Origin of the sequence: Bifidobacterium sp. N4G05, assembly GCF_002742445.1 — a bacterium.
GTDB classification, from domain to species: domain Bacteria; phylum Actinomycetota; class Actinomycetes; order Actinomycetales; family Bifidobacteriaceae; genus Bifidobacterium; species Bifidobacterium hominis.
Window position 1 is genome coordinate 335606 of the sequence record NZ_NJNQ01000001.1, and the last position, 24859, is coordinate 360464.

General features: G+C 57.4%; 19 protein-coding genes and 2 tRNA genes. 5 read left to right on the plus strand and 16 right to left on the minus strand.

Translation table 11 applies throughout. The features are described from left to right. Window positions 1–4: 4 nt before the first annotated feature. The 7 genes from CE153_RS01580 to leuC form a co-directional block, all read right to left on the minus strand. Entirely contained in the window at window positions 5–1141 is a 1137-nt protein-coding gene (locus CE153_RS01580) for a D-alanine--D-alanine ligase family protein (protein WP_099594914.1), read from the minus strand. A 486-nt stretch (window positions 1142–1627) separates the two neighbouring features. Beyond that, complete coding sequence (locus tag CE153_RS01585) at window positions 1628–2626, minus strand: NAD(P)H-dependent glycerol-3-phosphate dehydrogenase (protein ID WP_033524192.1); 999 nt, start codon at window positions 2624–2626, stop codon at window positions 1628–1630. A 204-nt stretch (window positions 2627–2830) separates the two neighbouring features. Next, on the minus strand, window positions 2831–3712 hold the full coding sequence (locus tag CE153_RS01590) for a lysophospholipid acyltransferase family protein (protein WP_099594915.1): 882 nt from the start codon (window positions 3710–3712) through the stop codon (window positions 2831–2833). A gap of 498 nt (window positions 3713–4210) precedes the next feature. Then, on the minus strand, window positions 4211–5536 hold the full coding sequence (murA, locus tag CE153_RS01595; RefSeq protein WP_004220229.1) for a UDP-N-acetylglucosamine 1-carboxyvinyltransferase: 1326 nt from the start codon (window positions 5534–5536) through the stop codon (window positions 4211–4213). A gap of 422 nt (window positions 5537–5958) precedes the next feature. Further along, the gene (locus CE153_RS01600) at window positions 5959–7137 is read right to left on the minus strand and encodes a diguanylate cyclase (RefSeq protein WP_099594916.1); all 1179 of its coding nucleotides are present in this window, start codon (window positions 7135–7137) and stop codon (window positions 5959–5961) included. A gap of 442 nt (window positions 7138–7579) precedes the next feature. Continuing rightward, window positions 7580–8269 carry a 3-isopropylmalate dehydratase small subunit gene (gene leuD, locus CE153_RS01605; protein WP_004220235.1) on the minus strand — a complete coding sequence of 230 codons (690 nt, stop codon included), beginning with the start codon at window positions 8267–8269 and terminating at the stop codon, window positions 7580–7582. A gap of 80 nt (window positions 8270–8349) precedes the next feature. Continuing rightward, a complete protein-coding gene (leuC, locus tag CE153_RS01610; RefSeq protein WP_004220236.1) occupies window positions 8350–9753 on the minus strand; it encodes a 3-isopropylmalate dehydratase large subunit in 1404 nt (467 codons plus the stop codon). A gap of 348 nt (window positions 9754–10101) precedes the next feature. Here leuC and CE153_RS01615 point away from each other — a divergent pair, with 348 nt between their 5' ends. Further along, entirely contained in the window at window positions 10102–10923 is an 822-nt protein-coding gene (locus CE153_RS01615) for an IclR family transcriptional regulator (protein WP_022244563.1), read from the plus strand. Between the two features lie 120 nt (window positions 10924–11043). On the opposite strand, the gene CE153_RS01620 is transcribed toward CE153_RS01615, so the two are convergent. The 4 genes from CE153_RS01620 to gltX all read right to left on the minus strand — a co-directional run bounded on the left by CE153_RS01620 (window position 11044) and on the right by gltX (window position 14551). After that, window positions 11044–12549 carry a metallophosphoesterase gene (locus tag CE153_RS01620; protein WP_080789600.1) on the minus strand — a complete coding sequence of 502 codons (1506 nt, stop codon included), beginning with the start codon at window positions 12547–12549 and terminating at the stop codon, window positions 11044–11046. 91 nt (window positions 12550–12640) lie between these two features. Beyond that, a tRNA-Gln gene (locus CE153_RS01630) sits at window positions 12641–12715 on the minus strand. 38 nt (window positions 12716–12753) lie between these two features. Beyond that, window positions 12754–12826 (minus strand) — tRNA-Glu (locus CE153_RS01635). Window positions 12827–13030: 204 nt separating this feature from the next. Continuing rightward, entirely contained in the window at window positions 13031–14551 is a 1521-nt protein-coding gene (gltX, locus tag CE153_RS01640) for a glutamate--tRNA ligase (protein WP_033524189.1), read from the minus strand. A gap of 321 nt (window positions 14552–14872) precedes the next feature. On the opposite strand from gltX, the gene CE153_RS01645 reads away from it, so the two are divergent. Beyond that, entirely contained in the window at window positions 14873–16216 is a 1344-nt protein-coding gene (locus CE153_RS01645; RefSeq protein WP_099594917.1) for a DUF805 domain-containing protein, read from the plus strand. 161 nt (window positions 16217–16377) lie between these two features. Here CE153_RS01645 and CE153_RS01650 read toward each other — a convergent pair whose 3' ends face one another. Both CE153_RS01650 and CE153_RS01655 read right to left on the minus strand, forming a co-directional pair. Then, window positions 16378–17352 carry a hypothetical protein gene (locus CE153_RS01650; RefSeq protein ID WP_134853765.1) on the minus strand — a complete coding sequence of 325 codons (975 nt, stop codon included), beginning with the start codon at window positions 17350–17352 and terminating at the stop codon, window positions 16378–16380. Window positions 17353–17572: 220 nt separating this feature from the next. Next, the gene (locus tag CE153_RS01655; protein WP_034880056.1) at window positions 17573–18232 is read right to left on the minus strand and encodes a histidine phosphatase family protein; all 660 of its coding nucleotides are present in this window, start codon (window positions 18230–18232) and stop codon (window positions 17573–17575) included. Here CE153_RS01655 and CE153_RS08800 point away from each other — a divergent pair. Together CE153_RS08800 and CE153_RS01660 are read left to right on the plus strand one after the other, a co-directional pair. Continuing rightward, on the plus strand, window positions 18216–18380 hold the full coding sequence (locus CE153_RS08800) for a hypothetical protein (protein WP_180753360.1): 165 nt from the start codon (window positions 18216–18218) through the stop codon (window positions 18378–18380). The genes CE153_RS01655 and CE153_RS08800 overlap by 17 nt on opposite strands. Window positions 18381–18681: 301 nt before the next feature. After that, window positions 18682–20106, plus strand: coding sequence for an MFS transporter (locus CE153_RS01660; RefSeq protein WP_004220249.1), 1425 nt, complete (start codon window positions 18682–18684; stop codon window positions 20104–20106). Between the two features lie 176 nt (window positions 20107–20282). Here CE153_RS01660 and CE153_RS01665 read toward each other — a convergent pair whose 3' ends face one another. Beyond that, window positions 20283–20819, minus strand: coding sequence for a GtrA family protein (locus CE153_RS01665; RefSeq protein ID WP_180753361.1), 537 nt, complete (start codon window positions 20817–20819; stop codon window positions 20283–20285). Between the two features lie 175 nt (window positions 20820–20994). Between CE153_RS01665 and CE153_RS01670 the strand changes: the two genes are divergently transcribed. Beyond that, window positions 20995–21342 (plus strand): phenylpyruvate tautomerase MIF-related protein, encoded by a 348-nt coding sequence (locus CE153_RS01670; protein WP_004220252.1) that lies wholly within the window; start codon window positions 20995–20997, stop codon window positions 21340–21342. A 254-nt stretch (window positions 21343–21596) separates the two neighbouring features. Here the strand turns inward: CE153_RS01670 and CE153_RS01675 are convergent, their stop codons facing one another. After that, window positions 21597–23114 carry a formate--tetrahydrofolate ligase gene (locus CE153_RS01675; protein WP_099571071.1) on the minus strand — a complete coding sequence of 506 codons (1518 nt, stop codon included), beginning with the start codon at window positions 23112–23114 and terminating at the stop codon, window positions 21597–21599. A gap of 107 nt (window positions 23115–23221) precedes the next feature. Then, window positions 23222–24814, minus strand: a complete 1593-nt coding sequence (locus tag CE153_RS01680; RefSeq protein ID WP_099594919.1) for a C69 family dipeptidase — start codon at window positions 24812–24814, stop codon at window positions 23222–23224. Window positions 24815–24859 lie beyond the last annotated feature (45 nt).

Consider the following 24859-nt stretch of genomic DNA (forward strand, 5'->3'; position numbering starts at 1 on the left):
GAAATTAGCGCAGCACGCCTTCGATCAGCATGGTGATCAGGTCGGTGTAGTTCACGCCGGTCGCCTCCCATGCCTTGGGATACATGGAAATCGGGGTGAAGCCCGGCATGGTGTTGATTTCGTTGACCATCACTTCGCCGTCGGCCGTCACGAAGGTATCGACGCGGCTCAGACCGGTGCCGTCGACCGCGATGAACGCTTTTTTGGCGGTTTCGCGCACACGGTTCAGGGTTTCTTCCGGCAGACTTGCGGGCACTTCCACATGGCTTGCGTCGGAGTTCATGTACTTGCTGTCGAAATCATAGAACTGGTCGTCGCCCTCGGCACGCTTGTCAAGCACGATTTCGCCCGGCCAGCTGGCCTGCGGAGCCTCGCCGGCCTTCGGGCAGAGCACGGCGCATTCGATTTCGCGCGCGTCGATGCCCTGTTCCACGAGCACACGCCAATCATGGTGGGACGCTTCGAACACTGCGGCGGCAAGCTCGGCCGCATCGCCCTCATGTTCGACCTTGGTCACGCCGAAGCTGGAACCGGCGCGGGACGGCTTCACGAACAGCGGGTACTGCAATCCGGCCTGCTGCACCGCGGCAAGCATTTCGTCCGCCTCGGCGGCGAATTCGGAAGCGGCATCATAATCGCGCACATCCAACGTGATGCCTGGAGCCACGGGAATACCGGCCGCAGCCAGCAATACCTTCGTATAATGCTTGTCCATGCAAGCGGCGGAAGCGAGCACACCGCAGCCAACGTACGGCACGTTCATCATTTCGAACAGGCCCTGAATCGTGCCATCCTCACCGTACGGACCATGCAATACCGGAAGCACGGCGTCCACGTGGCCAAGCGAAGTCAGCGTGCCGTCATCTTCACGAGCGAAGAAACCATCCTGGCCGAGTGCCACATCCAGCACCACATCTTTGGAGGAATCCGTCTTCTCCACCATCGGCAGGCCTTCGCTCATGTTCCACTTGCGTGGATCCTCGCCGCCTACGATCCACTCGCCGTTCTTGGTGATTCCCACCTCAATGGCTTCGAACTTGTCAGTATCCAACGCGCGCAGCACGCCCGCCGCAGAGATGCAGGAAATCGAATGCTCGTCGGCTTTGCCGCCATACATCACCACAATGCGCTGTTTTGCCATCTTTGTCTTATGCTCCATAAGTTGGTCCGTTGAACGCACGCGCGCCCAATACCGTCTGCCAATACTGTCTGTACTGTCTGTCTTCGCAATATCGCGCCGGTTCGCACTTCTGTTCGCCCGCGATACCACGCATTCGCAATATCGCAGTTCAGTATACAAACCGCACCCCACAGCCCACACACGACGAATCATAATTGCACACGCCCGTCACTCATGTCCTATTTTCATGAATCATAGAATACGGAATCAAACGTTGGAATGATGCGATTGCAACCTGAAAAACCGAGCTTAATCGCTTTGTCTAATCACGATTAGACTAATCACGATTAGACTATTTTTATACAGATTTACTATTATTGCCGAAATATATGGCGATTGACGATTGACACATTCCGATTGACGTTTTACGCAATCGCATGCCTCGAAAAATAAAAAGACCGCACCTGAAAGTGCGGTCTTATCTGCAATCGCGATGTTGCGGAAAGCTTATTCTTCGCTGATGCCTTCGCCGAAAAGTTCGGACAGCATCTGCGCGCAGGAGATGCCATCGGAAAGCACGTGGCTCATGGCCGTGGCGAGCGGTGTAGGCACGCCATACTGCTTGCCGAGCGCCACCACCGCATCGGTGGTCGGCACGCCTTCGGCCACGCCGTTGCTCACCTTGGTGGCTTCCTCAACGCTCAATCCCTTGCCCAAGTTGGATCCGAACGTGTAGTTGCGGCTCAACGGGGATCCGCAGGTGGCGATCAGGTCGCCCACGCCAGCCAAACCGGCGAACGTCTTCGGATCGGCGCCTGCCGCCTCGCCCAGGGCGGTCAGTTCGGCCAGGCCACGGGTTTCGATCATGGCGGCGGTATTTTCGCCGTAGCCGGCGCCGCGGGCCATGCCCACGGCCAGCGCGACCACATTCTTCAGCGATCCACACATTTCCAAGCCGATCACGTCGCGGGTTACGAACGCACGGAAATAGTCGGTGGTGCAAGCGGCTGCGATCTTGCGCGCATTGTCGAGATTTTCGCAGGCGACCACGGTTGCGGCCGGCTCGCGGTCGGCGATCTGCTTGCTCAGGTTCGGTCCGGAAATCGCGGCGAAGCGGTCGGCCGGCAGGTCGAGCGTTTCCATAACGACTTCATCCATGCGCTTGCCGGTGGTGCGTTCGATGCCTTTCATCAGCGAGGCGACGAGTGCGGTTTCGGGAATCAGGTCCTTGAATTCGACGAGCGCGACGCGGGCGAACTGTGCGGCGATGGCCACGATCACAATGTCGGCGTTGGCTACGGCTTCGGCACGGTCGCCGGTGGCGGTCATGTTGCTTGGCAGCACTTTCACGCTGGGCAGGCGAACACCGTTGTGATGGTGGTCGCGAATGCCTTCCACAATCTCCGGTTCGATGGCCCACATAGTCACATTGTTGCCTGCATCGGCAAGCACCTGACCGAAAGCGGTTCCCCAAGCTCCTGCGCCCAGTACCGTCACGTTCGTCATATTTGCTCCTTGCATTACTCCGGGCATCATTCATAACCCGGAGTCTTGGCTCAAAAATTGCTTTTCCTATGCTACCGCCGGCTACGCACACCGCGATATATGCCGCAATACGCGCCATACGTATGCGCAATCGGCTGGCAGTATTTCGATTACCGCATTTCAGCAATCGCGTGTGCGGTCTTTTTCGATTCGGCCTTCTTCGATTCAGTCCTTCACTCGGCTCATCGTACGATAATCCCAATATCCATCGGGGGCTTGTTCGCCGCGGATTTCGGCCATGACTTCGGTCATACGCACGCGGATGCGTCGGGTAAGTTCGTTGGCGAGATCCTCCGGCACTTCCTCACCCCAGAAATCGCAATCGGCGAGCAGATCCGCATAATCAAGCGCCTCGTCGTAGCACATGACCACGTTTTTACGCGGCCACGGCCACCAATGGTTGATGCTTGCCGCGCCCCACGTTACCGCGCAATACAGCGGAATCTGGTAGCCGAGTCGGCGCGAAGCCTCAAGCGCGATCATGCCCACGCCGTTTTTCATGCTCATCGGCCATTTCTGCGGGTCGCGCGTTACCGTACCTTCCGGCCATACGGTTAGGGGTCGGCCGGAGGTAAGGATTTCCACGGAGGTTTCCTCAATGGCTTTCGCCTTGCCCGAACGGCGTTGCACGGGCTGCATGCCTACCAGTTGGAACCATTTGCCGATCAGCGGCCACGAGGCCATTTCGGCTTTGGCCATGTAGCGCGGACGGCGGCCTTGATGGAACATGGAGATCATGGGCACGAACACGTCAAACATGGTGACGTGCGTGGCCGCGGTGATGAACGGACCGGTTTCCGGCACGTGTTCGATGCCCCACGCCTTGAGTTTGGTGCGGTTGCGGAATACGATGTCGCATCCGGTGAGCAGACGATGGGTCGCTTTCGGATTCTGCGCCGCGATTTCGGCTTCATTGGCTTTGCGCGGCCCGCATGGAAAGTCGTGGGTTGGGTCAACAAGATGGTGACGCTGTGCGAGCTTTGCGACTTGTTCGTCGCTTAACGGTTTGACCGCGGAACGCGGCGAGGGTTTTCCTTTGGATGCCATGCGTTCCATTCTGCCACCACCCATTCCGCTTGGTTGGAACGATTGCGCTCATGCACGACGCACACACGAAATACAAAAACACGGAATATACGAAAAAGGCGGAACTGGTGGATAGGCTGGAGGACGATTGACGACGAAGATGTTGCGACTATCCCTAGAATCCGTCTGGACATGCAGTAAACACAATAACGATGAGGGAAACCCTTATATCTTCGGCTGTTCACCTCGTTGCAAACGCCATTCGATATCGACAATCATAATGCTATTCCGAAAGAATCTCTGCCGAAAATCGGCATTATTTTCAAAAACAATAAAACTTTTTGCATCACTATTATGCGCCATAACCCCCTAAATTAAGTTCAATAATTTATACACTGAATTACTAAGTTTTTGAGAACGAGCAACGGCAATGTGTAAGCAAAAAGCCGGTGCCCACTGTTGTGAACACCGGCCTTACCAAGCCAATCAAGCTATATCAGCGATAAATCAAGCAACAAATCAGTCGAAATCTGCGCCGAGAGCTTCGAGCTTGCCACGGAAATCGGCATAACCGCGGTCAATCAGCGAAATGCCCTGCACATTGGACGGGCCCTTTGCCGCCAACGCGGCAATCAGATGGCTGAAGCCGCCACGCAGATCCGGCACGTCAATATCGCGGCCGGTCAGCGGGGTCGGTCCGAAAATAACCGCGGAATGCTTGTAATTGCGCTGCTGGAAACGGCATGGCAGCGATCCGAGGCATTCGCGATACAGCTGAATCGTGGCACCCATCTGCACCAGTGGCTTCGTGAAACCGAAACGATTCTCATACACCGTTTCGTGCACGATCGACAGGCCCTTCGCCTGCGTCAACGCCACCACCAGCGGCTGCTGCCAGTCGGTCATGAAGCCCGGATGCACGTCGGTTTCGATCGCGACCGGCTTCAAATCGCCGCCCGGATGCCAGAAACGAATGCCGTTATCGGTGATGTCGAACTCACCACCAATCTTGCGGAACACGTTCAGGAACGTCATCATTTCAGGCTGCGTAGCACCCTTGACGAAAATGTCGCCATGCGTGGCCAATGCCGCGGAAGCCCAGGAAGCGGCCTCGATGCGGTCGGTCAGCGAAGTGTGCGTGTAACCCTTCAGTTCCTTCACGCCTTCGATGCGGAACGTACGGTCCACATCCACGGAAATGATCGCGCCCATCTTCTGCAGCACGCACACCAAATCCATGATTTCAGGTTCGGTGGCAGCGCCGGAAAGCTCCGTCTTGCCCTCAGCAAGCACGGCGGCAAGCAACGTCTGCTCGGTAGCGCCCACCGACGGGTACGGCAGGTGAATCTTCGCGCCATGCAAACCGTTCGGAGCGGTGATATGAATGCCGTCCTTATGTTCCTTATCGACGTTGGCACCCAACTTGCGCAACGTTTCCAGGTGGAAATCAATCGGACGACCGCCGATATTGCATCCGCCGAGAGCCGGAATGAACGCCTCACCCAAACGGTGCAGCAGCGGGCCGGAGAACAGAATCGGAATACGCGACGAACCAGACAGCGTATCCACGTCGGCCACATCGGCAAGCTGCACATTCGTGGCGTCGATCGTGACCACGCCGTGATCGCCATCCACCGTAACGTCCACGCCATGCAGACGCAGCAAGTCGGAGACCACATGCACGTCGCGAATCTCCGGAACATTCTTCAACACGGACGTACCCGGGGCGAGCAGCGCCGCCACCATGGCCTTGCTCACGAAGTTCTTCGCGCCACGCACCTTGATGGTGCCGTTCAGCGGCTTGCCACCTTCGACGTGCAGAATGTCGTTGTTGTTGTCAGACACGCTCAACCTCTTTCGCTTCCCTTATACGGTTCAAGCTTGAAACACACTAACCCTCAGTTTGCCATAAGGCATGTAGTGGGCTCGTGAAATGCCGCGTTCAGCGCAGTGTCTCCCAATTTCGTTCGACTTTCGACCAAAATTCCCAGCCACTGGAACAATCCACCCGCCAAACCGCATCCCATCGGGCAAAAACTTCCAGTCGGTGGAAGAATCCTCCCGATACAAGCCCCTCCACCGTCCAAAAACCTCCAGTCACTGGAAGAATCATCCCACCAAACTGCATCTCAGCGGGCAAAACCCTCCAGTCACTGGAAGAATCAGGACGGACAGCTACCCCCGTGCTGCACTAATCCTTCCAGCGAATGGGCAAAATGGACGGTGAAACGCAACAGAGCGCAAATCAGGCGCAATTGAACCTGTGACTACAGTGCGGCTTTAATGTCTTGCGCCAAACGGGCGTTCCACATGGCACCCGTAGCGCTCATCACCGCGTTTGCACCAGCCTCGCGGTACGCCTTGTAATCTTCCGGACGAATCACACCGCCCACGCCAACGATCGCAAAATCAAGACCCAGCTTCTCGCGAATCGCATTCAGGCGGCCAACCATATCGAGACCTGCACCACGAATCGCATTGCCACATACGCCCGAACGGTCACGCCCCGCGCCTGGCAATGCCTGATTGCCGTTCGCATCCACCAGCTTCGCGGAGATTGTGTTAATGGTGGAGAAACCCTGCACCGCGCCATGGCCGGCGGTTTCCTTCACCATGATTTCCAGATCGGCATCATTCGGAATGTATGCGAGCTTCACGATCAGCGGACGATCGCCGATTTCGTTCTTCACCGCTTCCGTAATCTCGCCGACCAAATGCGGATCGTGGCACAACAGACGATTATGTCCCTCATTCGGGCAGCTGGTGTTCATTTCCATCAGGCCAGCGCCAGTTTCGGCAACCAAATGCGCGGTGGTGACATGATCGGCGATATACGCTTCACGATCCATGCCCTCCACGCGGGAGCCTTGGAAGCTCGGCACCAGCAGCTGGCCGTCACCGGCTGCGGCGATTGCCTTCTGCATGTCCGGCTGCCATTCGTCGGGATCACGGGAGGGAACGCCGAAACTGTTGGAAATCGAAATCGGAAGCTCATAACGGGTATCGGCAAGCACACCCTCGTCAAGTTCGACACTGCCCGGAACCAGCGAACCATCGGCATTCCGCGGATGCACGGCCAGCACGTTCGGGAACGCATTGCAGCCCCATGCGCGGGAACGAACCGTCTTGTATACCGCCAGATCGAAGCCCATACGGAAAGCGGCCGTGGTGAAACGCTCATTCAGCAGCGGACCAGCTGGAATACCGAACGGCAGATTCACACGAAAACCAAGGAATTCCTGCGCTTGAGCGGCCTGAATGGTCTGAACGCCCTGAACCTCACTGGAGGAATCGGACGCAACCTCAGCAACAACAGACGTGACCGATCCCGCAGAATCGGACGCATCAGCCCGCAACACTTCGGCAAACGCGCCGAACGGCCCTTGCAAATAGTTGTCTTCATACGTGCGATTGACATCATAAAACGGCGCAAAACCCTGGCTCATTTTTCTCTCCGAAAGCTACGAAAGCACGAAACAATAAGCCCACCATAGCGCGTCTCATATGCAAAACCCGCGCAAATCTCACATAATCAGCAATCCCAACGTCCCAATCCTTCCAGTCACTGGAAGAATCCGGACAATATGAGTCCCCTAATCGTCCCAAAACCTCCACCCAGTGGAGGAATCACCCCGCTACGGACCGTCTCAAAGTCCAAAAACATCCACCTACTGGAAGAATCCTCCCGCTCACGCATCACATAACATCCCAATCCTTCCAGTCACTGGAAGAATCCTCCCGCGAACAATCATCCCGACGTCCCAATTCTTCCACCCACTGGAAAAATCACCCCGCAAACAGCCCGCGCAACAACGCAAGCGGAGTGATCCTTCCACCCACTGGAGGAATCACCCCGCAAACAGCCCTCGCACCTAGCCAGCCGCCAACTCAGATGATGCCGCGATCGGCAAGCGGGCCCTGCCAATCCGGGTATTCGCCTTCGCGCGCGGACGCGATCAACTGCTCCGGCTCACGCTTCGCCGGCAGCGTCTTCGGCTTGAACGGGAACTTTTCGGCACGCATCTTCTCGTATGTCACAATATCGTCTTCATACTGCAACGTCAGATCGATATCGTCATAGCCGTTCATCAGGCGCCAACGGGTATAGTCGTTCACTTCGAACGGCAGCGTCACGTCGCCGCACGTCACCGTGCGATCCTCCAGGCTCACCGTCATATCACGGCCCGGCTCCTCGTCAAGCAGCTTCCACAGCAACTCAACGGATTCCTGCGGCATAATCGCAGCCAGCACACCGTTCTTGGCGGTGTTGCCGTAGAAAATGTCGGCGAAACGAGATGAAATCACCACGCGGAAGCCGTAATCATGCAATGCCCACACGGCATGTTCACGAGAAGATCCGATACCGAAATCCGGTCCGGCAACGAGAATCTTGCCCCGCTTGTATTCCGGCTGGTTGAGCACGAATTCCGGATCGCGACGCCACGCATAGAACAGCGCGTCGTCGAAACCGGACTTCTGCACGCGCTTCAAGAACACGGCTGGAATAATCTGGTCAGTATCGACATTGGAACGGCGAAGCGGCACGGCCACGCCGGTAAGAGTAGTCAGTTTTTCCATTTCACTATTTCTTTCGATGTAACGATTCACAGAATGCCGGAAATCCAAGATTTCTCAGGTTTTCAAGCATTCTCAACGATTCACAGATCAGCCGGAGACGAGATGGTACCGCGGATGGCCGTTGCGGCGGCGACCGCCGGCGACGCCAGATGCGTACGCGACCCCTTGCCCTGTCGACCTTCGAAATTGCGGTTCGAAGTGGAGATGGAACGTTCGCGGGCCACCATCTTGTCGGGGTTCATGCCCAGGCACATGGAGCAGCCTGCGTTACGCCATTCGGCACCGAAGTCCTTGAAGATCTTGTCAAGTCCTTCCTTTTCCGCCTGCAAACGCACGCGAGAGGAGGCCGGCACCACGAGCACGCGGTGAATGTTTTCGGCCTTGTGATGCCCCTTCATAATGGAAGCGGCCACACGCAGATCCTCGAGACGTCCGTTGGTGCAGGAACCGATGAACACGGTATCCACGGCAATGTCTTTGATGCGCATGCCCGGCGTCAAGCCCATGTAGGCAATGGCACGCTCGGCCGCGGTGCGCTCGGTTTCATCGTTGAACGAAGCCGGATCCGGCACCACGCCGGAAATCTTGATGCCCTGACCCGGGTTGGTGCCCCACGTCACATACGGCTCGAGATCTTCGGCCTTGATGGTCACTTCCTTGTCGAATACGGCGTCGTCATCGGTTTTCAGCGTCTTCCAGTATTCGATGGCCTTGTCCCACATTTCACCTTCCGGCGCATGCGGGCGTCCCTTCAGATATTCGAACGTCACTTCGTCCGGCGCGATCATGCCGGCGCGAGCGCCCGCTTCGATCGACATGTTGCAGATGGTCATGCGTGCGTCCATCGACAGTTTCTTGATGGCCTCACCACGATATTCAATGACGTGCCCTTGGCCGCCACCGGTGCCGATCTTCGCGATAATCGCAAGAATAATGTCTTTTGCGGTGACGCCCTTCGGCAGTTCACCTTCGATATTCACGGCCATGGTTTTGAACGGCTTCAGGCTCAGGGTCTGCGTTGCCATAACATGTTCGACTTCGGAGGTGCCGATGCCGATGGCCATGGCACCGAACGCGCCGTGCGTGGAGGTGTGCGAGTCACCGCACACGATCGTCATGCCCGGCTGCGTCAGGCCCAGCACCGGCGCGAACGCGTGCACCACGCCCTGATCGGCGTCTCCCAGCGGGCACAGACGTACGCCGAAATCCTTGCAGTTCTTTTCGAGCGTGCTTAGCTGCAGCGCGGAGATCTTATCCGGATTCGGGCGGTCGATGTCGGCAGTCGGCGTGTTGTGATCTTCCGTTGCGATCAGCTGGTCAAGGTGACGTGGCTTGCGTCCGGCCAGTCGCAAGCCTTCGAATGCCTGCGGACTGGTGACTTCGTGCATGAGCATCAGATCAATGTACAGCAAGTCGGGAGCCCCATCGCTACCCTTGCGTACCAAATGATCGGCCCAGACCTTCTCGGCCAATGTCGTTCCCATTGTGGGACCTCCTCGAATTTTTCCTCGCTTTTTCCTCGCGGTATTGCCAACCCGCGTTGTTCGTGCTATAAGCCTATGGTGTTCGAGCCTGGTTCGAACGCGTTTATGCCGGTATATGAGATACTTGCATGCAACGCACACATCACATATGCGCCAAGTTCACTCCAGATCATGTCAAAATCGCCGCGATTGTGGCATATCTCCCCGTATGTACCTACAAAATCGTTGAAAATTCAGATTTTTTCCAGCTTTTTCCATAACTGCGTAAAGATTAAAATACCTGCTCTACCGCAGTCCGACATTGCGTACATTTTGCATTTCAATATGTGAGATGGCATAATCCCTCTTATGACTTCTTCGAATACAAGCACCACCATGCCTGAATCGCAGTCGGATGAGACTGAGCTTCCAGCTGAGACCCACCACACGACGTCTTCTCAAAGCAATGAGATTCATTCCGGTGTGGGCGTGCTTGACAAGACCGTCAAAATCCTTGACGCGCTTGAATCCGGTCCGGCAACGCTCGGACAGCTGGTTTCCTCGACGGGCTTGGCCCGACCGACCGCGCATCGTCTGGCGATTGCGTTGGAGCGTCACCGTTTCGTGCTGCGCGATCAGCATGGTCGTTTCGTGCTTGGCTCGCGTTTTGCGGAATTGGCCGCTGCTGCCGGCGAGGATCGTTTGCTGACCGCAGCCGCGCCGATTTTGCAGACGTTGCTGGATCGCACTGGCGAATCCGCGCAGATTTACCGCCGTCAAGGCGATATGCGCGTGTGCATCGCCGCCGTGGAGCGCGCTTCCGGTTTGCGTGATTCCATTCCGGTTGGTGCGATGCTGTCGATGGAGGCCGGTTCCGCGGCCCAGATTTTGCTGGCTTGGGAGGATTCCGAACGCCTGCATCAGGGGTTGCGTCACGCCAAGTTCACCGCGGCCAAGCTTACCGCCGTGCGCAAGCGCGGTTGGGCCGAGTCGGTCAACGAGCGCGATGAAGGCGTATGCTCGATTTCCGCGCCGATTCGCAATGCTTCCGGTCAGGTGATTGCCGCAATTTCGATTTCCGGCCCGGACGGTCGTATGGGGTCCAATCCCGGACGCCGTTACGCCCCGCTGGTTATGGCTGCCGGCAAGTATTTGACCGACGCCTTGATTAAGGCTTCTTCCGGTCGCTGACGGGCAATATACAGCCTCTCAACCGTGTTCCGCGATGCATGCAGGACACGGTTTTGCTATTTCCTGCCTTCCGCAAGTTTTGCCATTTCCTTGCAGGATTTGTCATTTCGCTCTTTTCAGCTACTTCTTACGCAGCCAAGTCAACAGTTTGCTCCACCATGTCGGCCGATGCAGCAGATCCACGCCTTCGGATTCGGGCTTCGATTCACTGGTCATGCCGTACGCGTACGCCTTGCCCGCGCTCGGTTTGCCCACCAATTCGCCGTATTCAAGCAGCTGCGTACGCGGCTCGTACGGATGGCGGATGTCGAACTCGATCAGCCGCGCGGCCCGCTTCTGCGGCACCGGACCATACGATCCGAAACCGCTGGTGGGCGACGCGATCATCATCAGACCGCCAACCTTGCCTGGCGAAGCCGCCGTCTGCGCATCAGCCGAGGCCATTTCTCGCGAAACCGGCACTGTTCCAACGAATGCGTTGCGGTGATCATGTCCCGCGGAAATCGCAAAATAGTCATGCTGTTCCAATATCGCGAATTCACCGCTGTCGGCATCCGGGCAGCTGACACCCTCCCCCAGATAACTGCCGGGAAGCGTTTTTTCCTCATCCAAAACGTAATGTTTTCCAGCGAAATTGCGGTAGCCTTCAATCGCACGTGCCGCATTCGCTGCGGCCGGCTTAAGCAGTTGGTAATACTGTTGCACCGGAAAATGCTGGAATACCATGCACGGGACCGCCGGTTCCTGCGATCGCCCAATTTCCTGCGATTGCGCACGCATCGCTTTCGGCACTTCGGCAAGAAATCGCAACGCCTCCGCGGACGGACTTCCGTACCCGCCGGAACGCGCGTAATCGCCCGAATCCAGCAATACCAAGCCCAGCACGGACATCGTATGGTCCACATCGGCAACCGGCAATGCGAAGGTGCCCGGCTCGCAAGCGAATACGCGCTGATTCGGCAAATACGATTCCGCCCGGAGTTGCACGAAACCTGCAGCTTCCGCAGAATCCATGCTTCCCACAGAATTTGCAGAATTTGCGCCCCCGAGGCCGCTCTCGCCTCCCGTAGGCTCAGGGTTCACGCATCCGGGAAATTCCCTGCAAATGCTTTCGATTTCCGCATTGCTGAGCCCGCATTGAAAATCGTGGTTGCCGAATGTCACCGCCCACGGAATGCCGCGATCGGCAAGCGGACGCACGAGCTGTTCGACAGTGGCGCGCACGGATGCGCAGGTGCGTTCCAGCGCAGCTTCGAACCGTTCTGACGCTTCGGAAGACTTGGATGAAGCGGTTTTGGAGGAAATCCCCGCGGCAGCGCTCCAACGACGTTTGCGCGTGGTTTGCGCGTATGCGGGATCATATCCTGCGATCTGATTGCCGGTGAAGATGACGATATCCGGCCTTGTGGCATCCAGTGACGCTTCGATGAGTTTGACGGTGTCTTTGCTGACTTTCGGCCCGTCTTGAATGTCGGCAAGCTGCAGAACGCGGAATTTGCCGGATTGGTGGAATTGCAATCGTCCCAGTCGCGCGGATACGGAAAGCGGGCGATCGTCGCCTTCTTCCGCCGGTTGGATGCGCGGTCGCGTGGCGGCGGCTTTTGCTGCGTTCTGCAATTCAGTCATGCTTCCTAGGGTAGTGCAATTTTCTTGGACTATGTTGTACTGGCAGACATGCTTGCGAAAAACAAAAAACCCTCGCATCTGCGAGGGTCATTGGCTGGGATGCCTGGACTCGAACCAAGAATGGCTGAACCAGAATCAGCTGTGTTGCCAATTACACCACATCCCAATTTGGCAGGCGTGGCAACTTCGAAAAGTTGTCCGTCGTACCCCCGACCGGATTTGAACCGGTGTTGGCGCCGTGAGAGGGCGTAGTCCTAGACCGCTAGACGACGGGGGCTTGAGTTATTGCTGTGATTCTCAGCTGAGCCGTGAACCGCAACGAGTGATAAATATACGCGAATCCGTAGGAGTGCGCAAGTCACGGCGTGTCGCGCCATTTTCCGCCATTCTTAAACAGCATCCCAGAACAACAAACCCGCTGGAACGGAACATTCCAGCGGGTCGACAGTCATGCGATCGGCAAAATCACACCATCAGCGCATCACAGGTGCTCGCGCAAGCCCTGCAAGCGTGCGACGGTGATCTCCTTGCCAACGATCTCCATGGATTCGAACAGCGGCGGAGACACGCGACGGCCGCTCATGGCCACACGCACCGGACCGAACGCCAGACGCGGCTTGTAACCGCCATCTTCGATCAGCGACTTGTTCAGTGTCTCATGCAGGAAGTCGGTCTTCCAATCATCTTCAGCAACGTCGGAAAGCGCCGCAATGGCGGCGTCGAGCACTGCCGGAGCGGAATCCTTCAACTGCTTCTTGGCGTCATCATCAGGCTCGATGTAGCCCTCGGTGGAGAGCAGCGAGCCCACCATGCCGGCGACCTCGCCCAGCAGGCGCACGCGCGGCTGCACGAGCTCCACGGAAGCGGACAGCACCTCACGCTCGCGATCGGTCAGCGCATCCCAGGAATCGGCGGAGACCACGCCATCGCGGTTCAGGTACGGCACGGCACGGTTCAGGAAGTCCTGCGGCTCAAGCATACGGATGTGCTCGGCGTTGATGGAAATGGCCTTGTCGAGGTCGAAACGGGCCGGATTGGCCTTGACGTCACGCACGTCGAACTTTTCGATCATTTCTTCCATGGAGAACACGTCGCGGTCGGCGGCGATGGACCAACCCAGCAGCGCCAGGTAGTTCAGCAGGCCTTCGCGAATGAAACCGTTGTCGCGATGCAGGAACAGATTGGATTCCGGGTCACGCTTGGAAAGCTTCTTGTTGCCCTGGCCCATCACGTACGGCATGTGGCCGAACAGCGGCATTTCCTTGGCCACGCCCAGCTCGATCAGGTAACGGTAGAGCACGATCTGACGCGGGGTGGAGCTCAGCAGGTCCTCGCCGCGCAGCACCACGTTGATGTTCATCATGGCGTCGTCGACCGGGTTGGTCAACGTGTACAGCGGATCGCCGTTCGGGCGCACGATCACGTAATCCGGCACGGAACCAGCCTTGAACTCGATGCGGCCACGGATCAGATCGTCGAACGCGACATCCTCATCGGGCATGCGGATACGCAGGGCGGGCTTGCGGCCTTCGGCACGGAAGGCGGCCTTCTGCTCTTCGGTGAGATCACGGTCGTAGCCGTCGTAACCGAAAGCCTTCGGGCGGCCGGCGGCCACGTTGCGGGCTTCGATTTCTTCCGGAGTGGAGAAGGATTCGTATGCATAGCCGGCTTCAAGCAGCTTGGCTGCGACATCCTTGTAGATGTCGCCGCGCTCGGACTGGCGGTACGGGCCGTCGGGGCCACCCACGTTGATGCCCTCGTCCCAGTCGATGCCCAGCCAATTCAGGGCTTCGATGATCTGGTTGTAGCTTTCCTCGGAGTCGCGCTGGGCGTCCGTATCTTCAATACGGAACACGAACGTGCCCTTGGTATGGCGGGCCTCAGCCCAGTTGAACAGTGCGGTGCGGACCATGCCGACGTGCGGAATGCCGGTCGGGGACGGGCAGAAACGCACGCGAACATGCTCAGGAAGTTCTGGTTTGGTGTTTTCAGCTTCAGTCATAAGCTCCATTGTGCCCCGCAAACCGGACGTGCCATCCAGTCCCACGCACCAACTCGCTTTTCGCGGTCATGAACATCCTGCAGCTAATTGACCCGATGATCGCAGCCACCAATCCTTACAACACCATGCTGGGCATGAGCCGCGCCATCGACGGACTTCCCCAACGCGTCAGAAGATGCCCCAAGTCAAAGGGGATTTTTGCGGGGTCCGTCGGGATTGTCCCACACTGCAATATTTTTCGGTATTTTTGGCGATGCAAGAGTACTGTGTTAATCGACTTCACTTTTTTGATGTCGATTCACTTTCCGAAAGGGTAATCTAATGACGGACCCCAACCAATATAATCCGCAGAACCCGCAGCAGGCCCAGCAATATGGCGGTTACGGCTCCTACGGTCAGAATGATTACGGCCAGCAGGCACCGCAATACGGCGCACCCGACTACGGCCAGCAGGCACCCCAGTATGGCGCGCCTCAATACAGCGCACCGCAATACGGCAATGCGGCCGGATACAACCAGCAGCAGCCGCAATACGGCGCACCGCAACCTCAGCCACAGGGGTCCGGCAGCTTCTTCGCACTGACCGCTCCGCTCGACCAGCCGGCCTACAACTGCACCATCGGCGAGGCGTTCATCCGCTTCTGGAAAAAGTACGCCACGTTCAAGGGCCGCGCCTCCCGCGGCGAATTCTGGTGGTGGGTTCTGTGCACATTCATCATCCAGATCGCGTTTGCCGTCATCTTCGCGGTGTTGGGCGCCATCATCGACAGCAATACAGCCAATGGAATGCGAAGCTTCGTCAACACCATTTGGGCACTGGCAACGATTGTTCCATCCCTTGCGCTTTCCGTTCGCCGCCTGCACGACACCAACAAGGCCGGCACCACGCTGGTCATCCTCTACGCGATTGACTTCATCGGTGGCGTTCTGCTGAGCGTCGGCCTCGTCATGACGGGACTTGGCGCCATTTCCGTAATCGGTGGCGGATCGAGCTCGACTGGCACAGCCGGCATACTCCTGTTGATCATCGGTTTCATCGCATGCCTGGCCACGTCGATCGTGCTCATTGTGCTCATGGCCAAGAAGACCGATCCAGCCGGCGCACGCTTCGACGATCCGGCAGCCGGCAACGGCTACGCCCCAGCCCCGGGCATGCCACCGACCGCAACCGCACAATACGCCCCGAACGGCACTCCGGCACCGGTCGCCGACCCGTACGCAGCGGCTGTTCCGACGCCAACCGCTGATCCGTATACGGCAGCCGCTCCGGCACCTGCAATGCCTGCGCCGACTCCGGCAATGCCCACCGCAGACCCGTATGGCGCTCCGACCCCAGCCCCGGCAGCCACCAACACTCCGTACGGCAACCCGTATGGCGCTCCTTACGGAACTCCGACCGATCAGTACGCAGCACCTGCGATGCCAGCCGCTCCAGCCGCCCAGTACACTCCGGCCGCCCCGGCAACTCCGCATGCAGCCCCGGCACCCGAAGCCCCTTCCATGCCGAGCATGCCTCCGCTGCCTACGGTTCCGGAACAGTCCACCCAGCTTGACCAGACGCAGTTCGATCGCCCCACGTTCGGCAACGATTCGCAGGGCCAGACCCCGTACGGATCCGACAATTCCGACGATTCCGACGATCCTACCGTGTACGGCAACATATAGCATTGACGAAATATGCAGGTTCAGCACTGAACTTAAGAACCGAACTTGCAATAATCAGTACTACATAAAGAAAATCCCGGCACCGCAATCGCAAGTGCCGGGATTTTCTTATTCCTATATCGATAATTCCCACTAATTCGGATTATCTCGGATTGCCCACGTCACGCAGCATCCGCACCTTCGCCTGAATCACCCGAATCATCGGAATCATCCATGTAGCTCATACTTTTCATAGCGTCCGTCATCAAATTGAACTTTTCAGCGAGCGCTTCCTTGCTCTTACGTTCATCCTCATCTTTGGCTTCCTGCTCGGCCCTCTTCGGATCCCAACGCAGGCACTCCGCATGATGATCCCACTCCATACCCGCGCACGGAATGACATTGTCCGCGGTTATGGTGAATGTGTTGTCGCAGAAGGAATTCTCCTCGAGTGGCGTTGCCCTGCCCGCCTCACGCACAGCATTACGCAGCGCAACCATTCGAGACAAGGTCACGTCGCCGACATAGATCGGCGGAACAGCCATCTGCTCGCACAACTCGTTGATGTACAGCATCACCGGCAGCACGCGCACGGTCTGTTCGTCCACATCGTCAATGCCTTCGCACATGAGATTCATCAGACCGTCACCCACCGCGAGCGCCGCGAGGAATCGCCCGGTGAGCGTCCTTGGGGTCGTGGTGAAAGCGTAGCAGTAGTTGACATCTTCCAGCGCTCCGCCGTCGAAGCCCAGGCTGACGCTCTGCCGAATGTACTCCACGATCTTTTGCAGTATATTGCGGACTTCCGTCTCGACATGGGCGTCGATGAAGATGCCCAGAATGTCGGCCGCTTCGAAGAACAGGTCGGCATTGTTGGTTTCGGAATAATTGCGCATCACATCGTATGCCTGATTGGCCCGCGTGAGCGCTTGCACAATTTCCGGATCGCAACCCGGAATCTCGTCCATTCCCTCGTACACGGCTTCCGCCACGGACGGGTTAATCCCGTGGGACAATCGCAGCATTGCCCTTGCCATGGTGCAGGAGAATCTTACTTGCAGATCTTCCGTGTACTTTGCGTCATTCTCCATCTCCTGAACGGTTTGCAGCGGCCATAATTCCACCACTCCAACACAGCTTTCGATGGCAATTTTCATATGAGGCCTATCGAATAATTGATAAAGCGCTCCGTTGTTGATAGTGAAAGCCATGCGTGCCCCTTTGCAGCTTCGACATTTTGTTTTCCTCACTGGACCCAACAGCATCCAGCCCTTCCATGATTGCATGGAATCCCCGTTCTTTCAACAACCGCCGCACTCATTGTCGCGTGTCTCGGTCAGAAGTTTCCAATCCGGCGATTCCATGCCGCATTATGCGCTATTTCACGTCGGCCGCGGGATCGACGTAAGCGATCGACAATACTTTGCGTGTATCGCAATCGTACGTAATGGAAGTGATGGAGGCGAGTGCCGTATGGCGTAGCAGCATATTATGTTCCGGGTGCCCGGTTTCCAGCATGTGCCTGTAGCTCCAGATGGGCGATTCATGGCTGACTACGATGATTTGCTCGCCGGGATGCTCCCCCACTTTTTCGAGGGCGAACGCTTGCACACGATGCGCGATCGACTGGTAGCTTTCACCCCAGCTTGGCTTCCACAGGTTGCGTACCAGCTTCCAGTTGCCGTTTTTCCAGAGTGCGCCTTCGCCGTAGCCGATGCGCGTGCCGCGGAATTCGTTGCGCGCTTCGATGATGCGCTCGTCGGTGGTGAGTTCCAGCGGCTCCTCGCCACGGGTTTCACGCACTTCGTTGAGTGCGGTGAGGATTTCGCCGGCCGTTTCGCGCGTGCGTTCCAGCGGCGACGAGTAGATGGCGGAAACTGTGTTGAGTCGTGGATTGACGGCAATGTAGTGCGCGGTCGCCTGCGCCATGCGCACACCCACTTCCGACAGGTGGAATCCGGGCAGTCGTTCGTAGAGCAAATGCCCTGGATTTTCGACTTTGCCGTGACGTACGAAATGGATGGTTGTTGCGGGCATCCCTACCGCCTTTCCGCAAGATGCTGCCGGACTGCTGACGTTGACCGATGGAACGAAAATCCTGCAATCGCAAGCTGTGGAAGCGTTGCGCAACCATTTTGCAACAACCGTCTTTCGCCCGCCGGACATCTTTTCGTCCACCAAGTGAACGTGTGGTGAGTACTTACAAAATAGCCAATCGAATTATGTCTGCCAACCTCAATGCACCGCGTGTTGCGACAGTACCTCCGCATAAAGTTGTCTAGTTCAAGAAAATGGCACACAACCAATCTCCACCCCCTATGCAACACGCTTGAACGTCAATCGATTGACGTTCAAGCAAGGTTGAAGTGAGAGACTGGGGCTGGAGAGAAAACAATCAAGACAGAACAAGGGTATGTCAAGCGGTCCGCGGCAACGCAACGCAGCGGACGCAAGCACCAACCGTGAGCAGAAAGGAGCGGCAAAACATGACCAATTCAGTCCTCGCCGGCGCCAAAAGCATCGGCCAACATCTTTTCGGAGGGTACGCGGAGCTTCTTCGCATACCGCACACCGCCCGATTTTCGGTCGGTTCAGTGATCGCATGCATGCCGTTCCCGATGGTCGGCATGACGATTACGATTTCCGTGCAGCATTATTACGGCAATTATTCGCTGGCAGGCGCGCTGACGGCCGTGCAGGCGATCGCGCTGGCCGTTGCGAGCCCGGTGCTCGGCAAGCTGGTTGACAAGTTCGGCCAGCGTCAGGTGTCGATTCCGACAATCATCGTGTGGATGATTGCGGCGACCGCACTGGTTTCCTGCATCACCGCCCGAGTGCCGTCGTGGATTCTGTTCTGTATCGTACCGTTCATGGCGGCGATTCCGCCGTGGGGCGCGATGAGCCGTCAGCGTTGGACCACGCTGCTTAAAGGTGACACGGAGAAAACCAACCGCGCGCTTTCGCTTTCCGGCGTGTTCGACGAATGCATGTGGGTGATCGGCAATCCGCTCGCCTCCACACTGGCCGTGATTTCCGGGCTGTTGGCATTCTCATTCACTGGCGTGTGTGTGGTGGTCGGTGCGCTCATGTTCCTCACCGAACTTTCCACCGAGCCGAAATCGCAGACGCAGCTGGCTCGCGAAGCGGGCATGACCCGCAAGGAATACCGTGAGCGCGAAGCCGCCCGTTCCAAGGCGTTGCAGGCGGAAGCGGCCATTGAGTACGCTCGCGATCGCGCACGTTCCGAAGGCAAAACGGCTGCGGAAGTGCAGGCCGCCATGGATCAGGCCGCCGCCGATGTGAATGCCGGGCGCAAGGAATCGATTTGGGGGCCGGGCCTAATCGCCGTATGCGTGACGTGGTTCGGTTTGGGCGCGTTCCAGTCGGCCGCCAGCATTTCGATCGTCGCGTTCGCCACGGAAGCGAATATGAAGCAGTACACCGGTTTCGTGTTCGCCTGCTTCTCGTTCAGCTCGCTGATCGGCGCGCTCGTGTATGGCGCAAAGAATTGGACTATTCCGCTGTGGAAGCGTTTCTACTTCTGCCTTGCCGTGGTCGATCTGGGCATCGGCTCGTTCATGTTCGCCAAACATCTGTGGGTGATCATGATCATCTACCTGTTCATCGGCGTATGCCAGGCACCGACGTGGGTGAACGGCAACCAGCTGATGCTGCACTTGGTGCCGCCCACACGCTTCACCGAAGGCATGGCCTGGATGGGTGCGATGAACTCAATCGGCGGTTCCGTCGGCTCGGCGATTGCCGGCCAGTTCATCGACCGTATGGGATCACACGGTGGTTTCATTGTAGTGACGGCTCTGGCGCTCACCTCGCTGGCGATCGCCCTGTTCGGCTTCAAGCAGATCAAGGACTCCACCGAGCAGCCCATGCTTACCACCGTAAGCGTGTGACCTTTCGCACGTAAAGCATGCAGAGCATACGAAAAGGCGGTGCTTATACCTTTATAGGTGTAAGCACCGCCTTTTCATATTCAGGACTGTCCGGCCGTCTGCGCGAGTCGGGAATCAGGGCAGATTTGATCAGGGCAGATTTCCGGGTTGTGCAGACAGATTTTCCGAATTCAGGACTACTTGGGCCAACCGTTGGGGGTGTGCTCCAGCGACCATATGCCAAGCTTGTGCGAGAAGCTGTTCTGCCACTTGGCTTCCAGCTCTTCCGGCGTGAGGCGGTTGTCGGCTTTGCGCAAACGGTTCATGGCGTTGGTGTGCGTATCGTCGAGCAGCCACTTGCGCGTCAGGAAATTCCACACCATCACCACGGCGGTGGCGATGAGCTTGCCGACGTTGGTGCGGATCAGGTATTCGGTGCTCTGCGACACGTAGGCATCATGGTTCATGCCATACGTGGAGATCCAGATAATGGCGTCGTTCATGAACAGGCCGATGACCGCGCCGACCACGAAAATGAGGATTTCCATCCAACGGGCCATGTCATCACGGTGCTTGAACACCAGTTTCATGCTGGCAATGTAGTTGAAAATCAGGGAAATAATGAACGAGATGGTTGCGGCGAGCACGTTGTGCATATGGAACACGCCGACGAGAAGATTCAGAATGCCCCAGTCGATAATGAAGGCGATCACGCCAACGAGGCCAAATTTCATAAGCTGTTCAATCAGTTTTCTCACAACGAATATTTAACACGCGCACGCAGACCACCTTGGCGGATATCCAGACAAAGCCCAAAATTTCTCACACAGCCACCCCGTCTGAGCCGTTTGACGCCTAGACTGGAGATGAACACGCAAAGGCTGATTCCAACAATCCAAGGAGAGCATCATGCCAGTCATCCACACTCATGTTTCCGTGTCCACCACCGCCGAACAGCGCGAGGCGCTGAAGTCCGCATACGGCAAGGCGATCACCGCCGTTCCCGGCAAGTCCGAAGGCTGGCTGATGTGCCCGTTTGAAGACAATATGCCGATTTATTTCGGCGGCGACGATTCCAAGCCGGCCGCATACGTCGAGGTGAACGTGTTCGGTCGTTCCGTGCCCGGTTCCGCCTGGGAGAAGCTGACCGAGCAGATCATGGCCGCGTTGGAGAAGGAACTGGGCATCCCGGCCGACCGCACGTACATCCGCTACACCGCCACCACCGACTGGGGCTGGAACGGCGGCAACTTCTGACGAAGTTTCCACCGTTCCTTCGAGGTTCGCCCATATTGCGAACCTCTCACCTCACCTACGGGAAACACACCGTGTTTCCCCGCTTCACGGTTCGGGGCGACAACTTCCAACGAAGTTACCTCCTTCCTGCGAAGTCATGGCGTTGCGACGTTCGCTAGAGACCGCCAAAATTAGGGTGAAAAAGGGCGGCCGCCTACGCATATACGCAAGTGGCCGCCCTAAAACGTTGCGATCAGAACGCTACGACTCGTTTATCACACGATCTTCGGCATAGGGGTGGTCAGCGAAGTGGTGAGGTTCACATGCACCAAACCGGCACCGGAATGCACCTCAACCTTCTTCAACGTAACCGTACGCTCTTCAGCCGGAGCGGAATCGTTGTCGGTCATCGTGGCCGGAGATTTCACCGCGACCAGCGCGAGCGAACCGAAGTCAATGCCGGCGCTGGCGCACAGGCCCATCGCCCCATTAAGCGATTCAGCAAAACCGTCCTTCAGAATCACACGGTCAGACGGCACACCGTACGCGTTTTCGGCAACCCAACGCACGTTCTCCACCAGAGCCATACCCTTGCGGCTGTGCGGCGTGGCCGGCATGGAACCGTTCACCACCGCGTTAACAAACGCGTCAAGCTGCGGAGCCAGCGCCTCGCCGCCGTCACGGAACAGGTTGCCGATAATCGGCTCACGGAACTCCAGATCCTTGGCGGTCTGCTTCAAGGCCGGCACCTGATCATCCTCTCCATCCCACAGGTTGATAAGCGGGAACGTAGGAATATCAAGACCTTCCAAGCGCTGCACATGGAACGGGTAACGCCAAGCGAGCGCCGGATCGTCACGCCAAGTAGAAGCGCGAGTCACCACAATCGCGGCGGACGGCCACTGTGCGCCATACTCGCGACAAGCAATGTCAAGCCACTTCTGAGCGCCCGCGTCAGTACCGTAACCAGCTTCAACAATCACCACGTCGTGCAGAGCGCACGCCATTTCCACGGAAACCAACGTCGGAATGCCGATGGACACGTTCGCGAACGGACCGCCGTGCACATACACGGGAGAACCATTCACCGTTTCCGTCTTCGCCGGCTTCACCGCATCGGAAAGAATGCCGGTAATGCGCCACAAATCAACAAATTCACCGAAGGTCACGGCCTTGCCGTCCTTCGTGCCGGCAATCATCTTGGACACGCGGTCCGCGATCTCATCCATGGAACGAGAAAGCACCACAATCTGCATGAGCTCGCAGGTCGGAGTGAGCACCACACGCTCAGCCACATTGCCCTTGCCACGGTCCACCGCGATCTGACGCAGCGAACGGGACGGCACCTCAGAAACGCGCGGCACGAGGATGGTGTCCAGCTTGCCATCGTCCACAGCCTTCTCAGCAAAAGAAACCAGCAGGTTCTGAGCCGCTTCGATAGCACCCATTTCGCCGCACAGACCCCAGTCGATCAGCTCAGGGTGGGTCAGGGAGGCCTTGCCGCCGCCCGAAGCACCACCCTTGGAACCGGCTGCCGTGATGCCCATGCTCGGCTGACGCAGCACAGCGGCCGCGTCGATGCCACGCTCACGCAACGCATCGATCAACGCGATCGTGGTGGTGGTCTTGCCTTCGCCGCGAGACGCCTTCAACGGAGTGTCGGCGGTGACGAGCACGACCTTGCCGTGCTTGCGCTGAGCGTCGGGATTATTCTTCAAATAATCGAGATAGCCGAACGCGTCAATCTTCTGCACCAGGCCGTACTGGCTGGTGAAGTCCTCAATGCTGGTCACTGGGGGTTTCCTTTCTTCGATTTGGAATGCACGTCATTTTAACGATGTTGTATTGCGGAAAATAATCGGCTCCCGCAACGTGGTCACAGGAGCCGAATGGTGAGATTCTAGAAGTCCGACATGTGGAAGCCGTTCTTCATGTTCATGCTGGCAGTATACAACACGGAATCAAGAAGCTTGTCGGTTTCCTCCTTGAGTTGCGCGGCCATGGTCTCGTTGGCCGCGGCAAGGATTTCGCGGGCTTCGTCGTTGCGCACGGCTTCGATGATCCCCTCCGGTTCCATCGGCTGCACATCGCCGATTTCGTCTTCCGCATCGAATTCGTCAGCAACGTCACCCACCAAGCGTTCGATCTGCTCGTCGGTAGAAGCAACCATACGATGCCCCATCGCGCCGGTCTTCTCCTGATAGCGTTCCACAGCGTTGGCGGTGTCGGCGAAGCTGGAATCGCACAGAGCCGCGATAATGCGGTTCTCCCAATAGAAGTTTTCGGACGTGACGCGCGTAGTGGTGTCTTCCAAATACTTCGGCGTGGAGTTGACGTTCGGGAAGAACGGCACAAGCGTGTTGAACGGGTTGGAGCCATAGGCGATCCACTGGATCGCGCGGCTCATCTGCGGGCGGTACGGACGAATCTGCATTACCGCAAGCTGGCTCTGACGGTTGATGCCAATCGGGCGGAACATGTGGCGGGTGTGCTGATCGCCAAGCTTTCCATACGGATCGTACGGAGTGCCCTGATAGTGGGAGCTCAGCACATACTTCACATCTTCGATGGTGATTTTGCGTTCTGGCTGGCGAGCCCACGGAATATCGTCGGAAACCGGCTTGTGGTCGGCATCCTGACCATCCCACTGCTCGTCGTACGGGTTGAGGAAACGCTGCATGTACCAAGCACGCGGAGTGTTGTACACGTGGTCGGAATCGGAGTGGGAGCCAAACGCGTCACGCGGGTTGAACGGCGTCGTGCTCTCCACCGACAGGTCAAGATGGTTACGCTCAATGAACTCGGCCAGATCGGCGGAGCACATGTGGTCTTCCTGCTCGCCAAGCGCATCTTCAAGATCAAATTCGTCAATGCCCAGCTGGTTCGGCATGGTCACATACGCTTCGTCCGGCACACGCTTGGCGATCCAATGATGGCCGCCAACGGTTTCCAGCCACCAAATCTCGTCAACGTCGGAGAAGGCAACGCCGTTCATCTCATAGGTGCCAAATTCCTCAAGCAGCGCACCCAAACGTTCCACACCCTCGCGGGCAGTGGTGACATACGGCAGCACGAGTGTGAGGAAATCCTCTTCGCCAATACCACCAGCGACTTCCGGCTCAAAGCCTTCCTCGCCTTCCTTGCCCTTGGCCGGCGTGAGTTCCACGAACGGATCGGCGCCAAGCACACGCTCGTTGGTGGTGAGCGTTTCAGTGGCGCTCATGGCAACGTTCGCCTCGTTCACACCGGCCTCACCCCAAATGCCTTCCTTCAAATCGGCATTCGGCACAGCCGTGTACTGCAGCGGATTGTCAGGAAGGTCGATTTCAACATGCGAAAGCACGCTCTTGTACTTGCGCGGCTGATCTTCAGGCTTGACTACGATGAAGCGCTTCGGGCAAAACTCACCATTTGCACTATCTTCATTACGGGCGATGATGGTCGATCCGTCATAACTTGCGTCTTTTCCAACCAAAATCGTGGTACACGCCATAATTATTCAGCAATCCTTTCGATTATTGTCAATACGTTTTCGTCG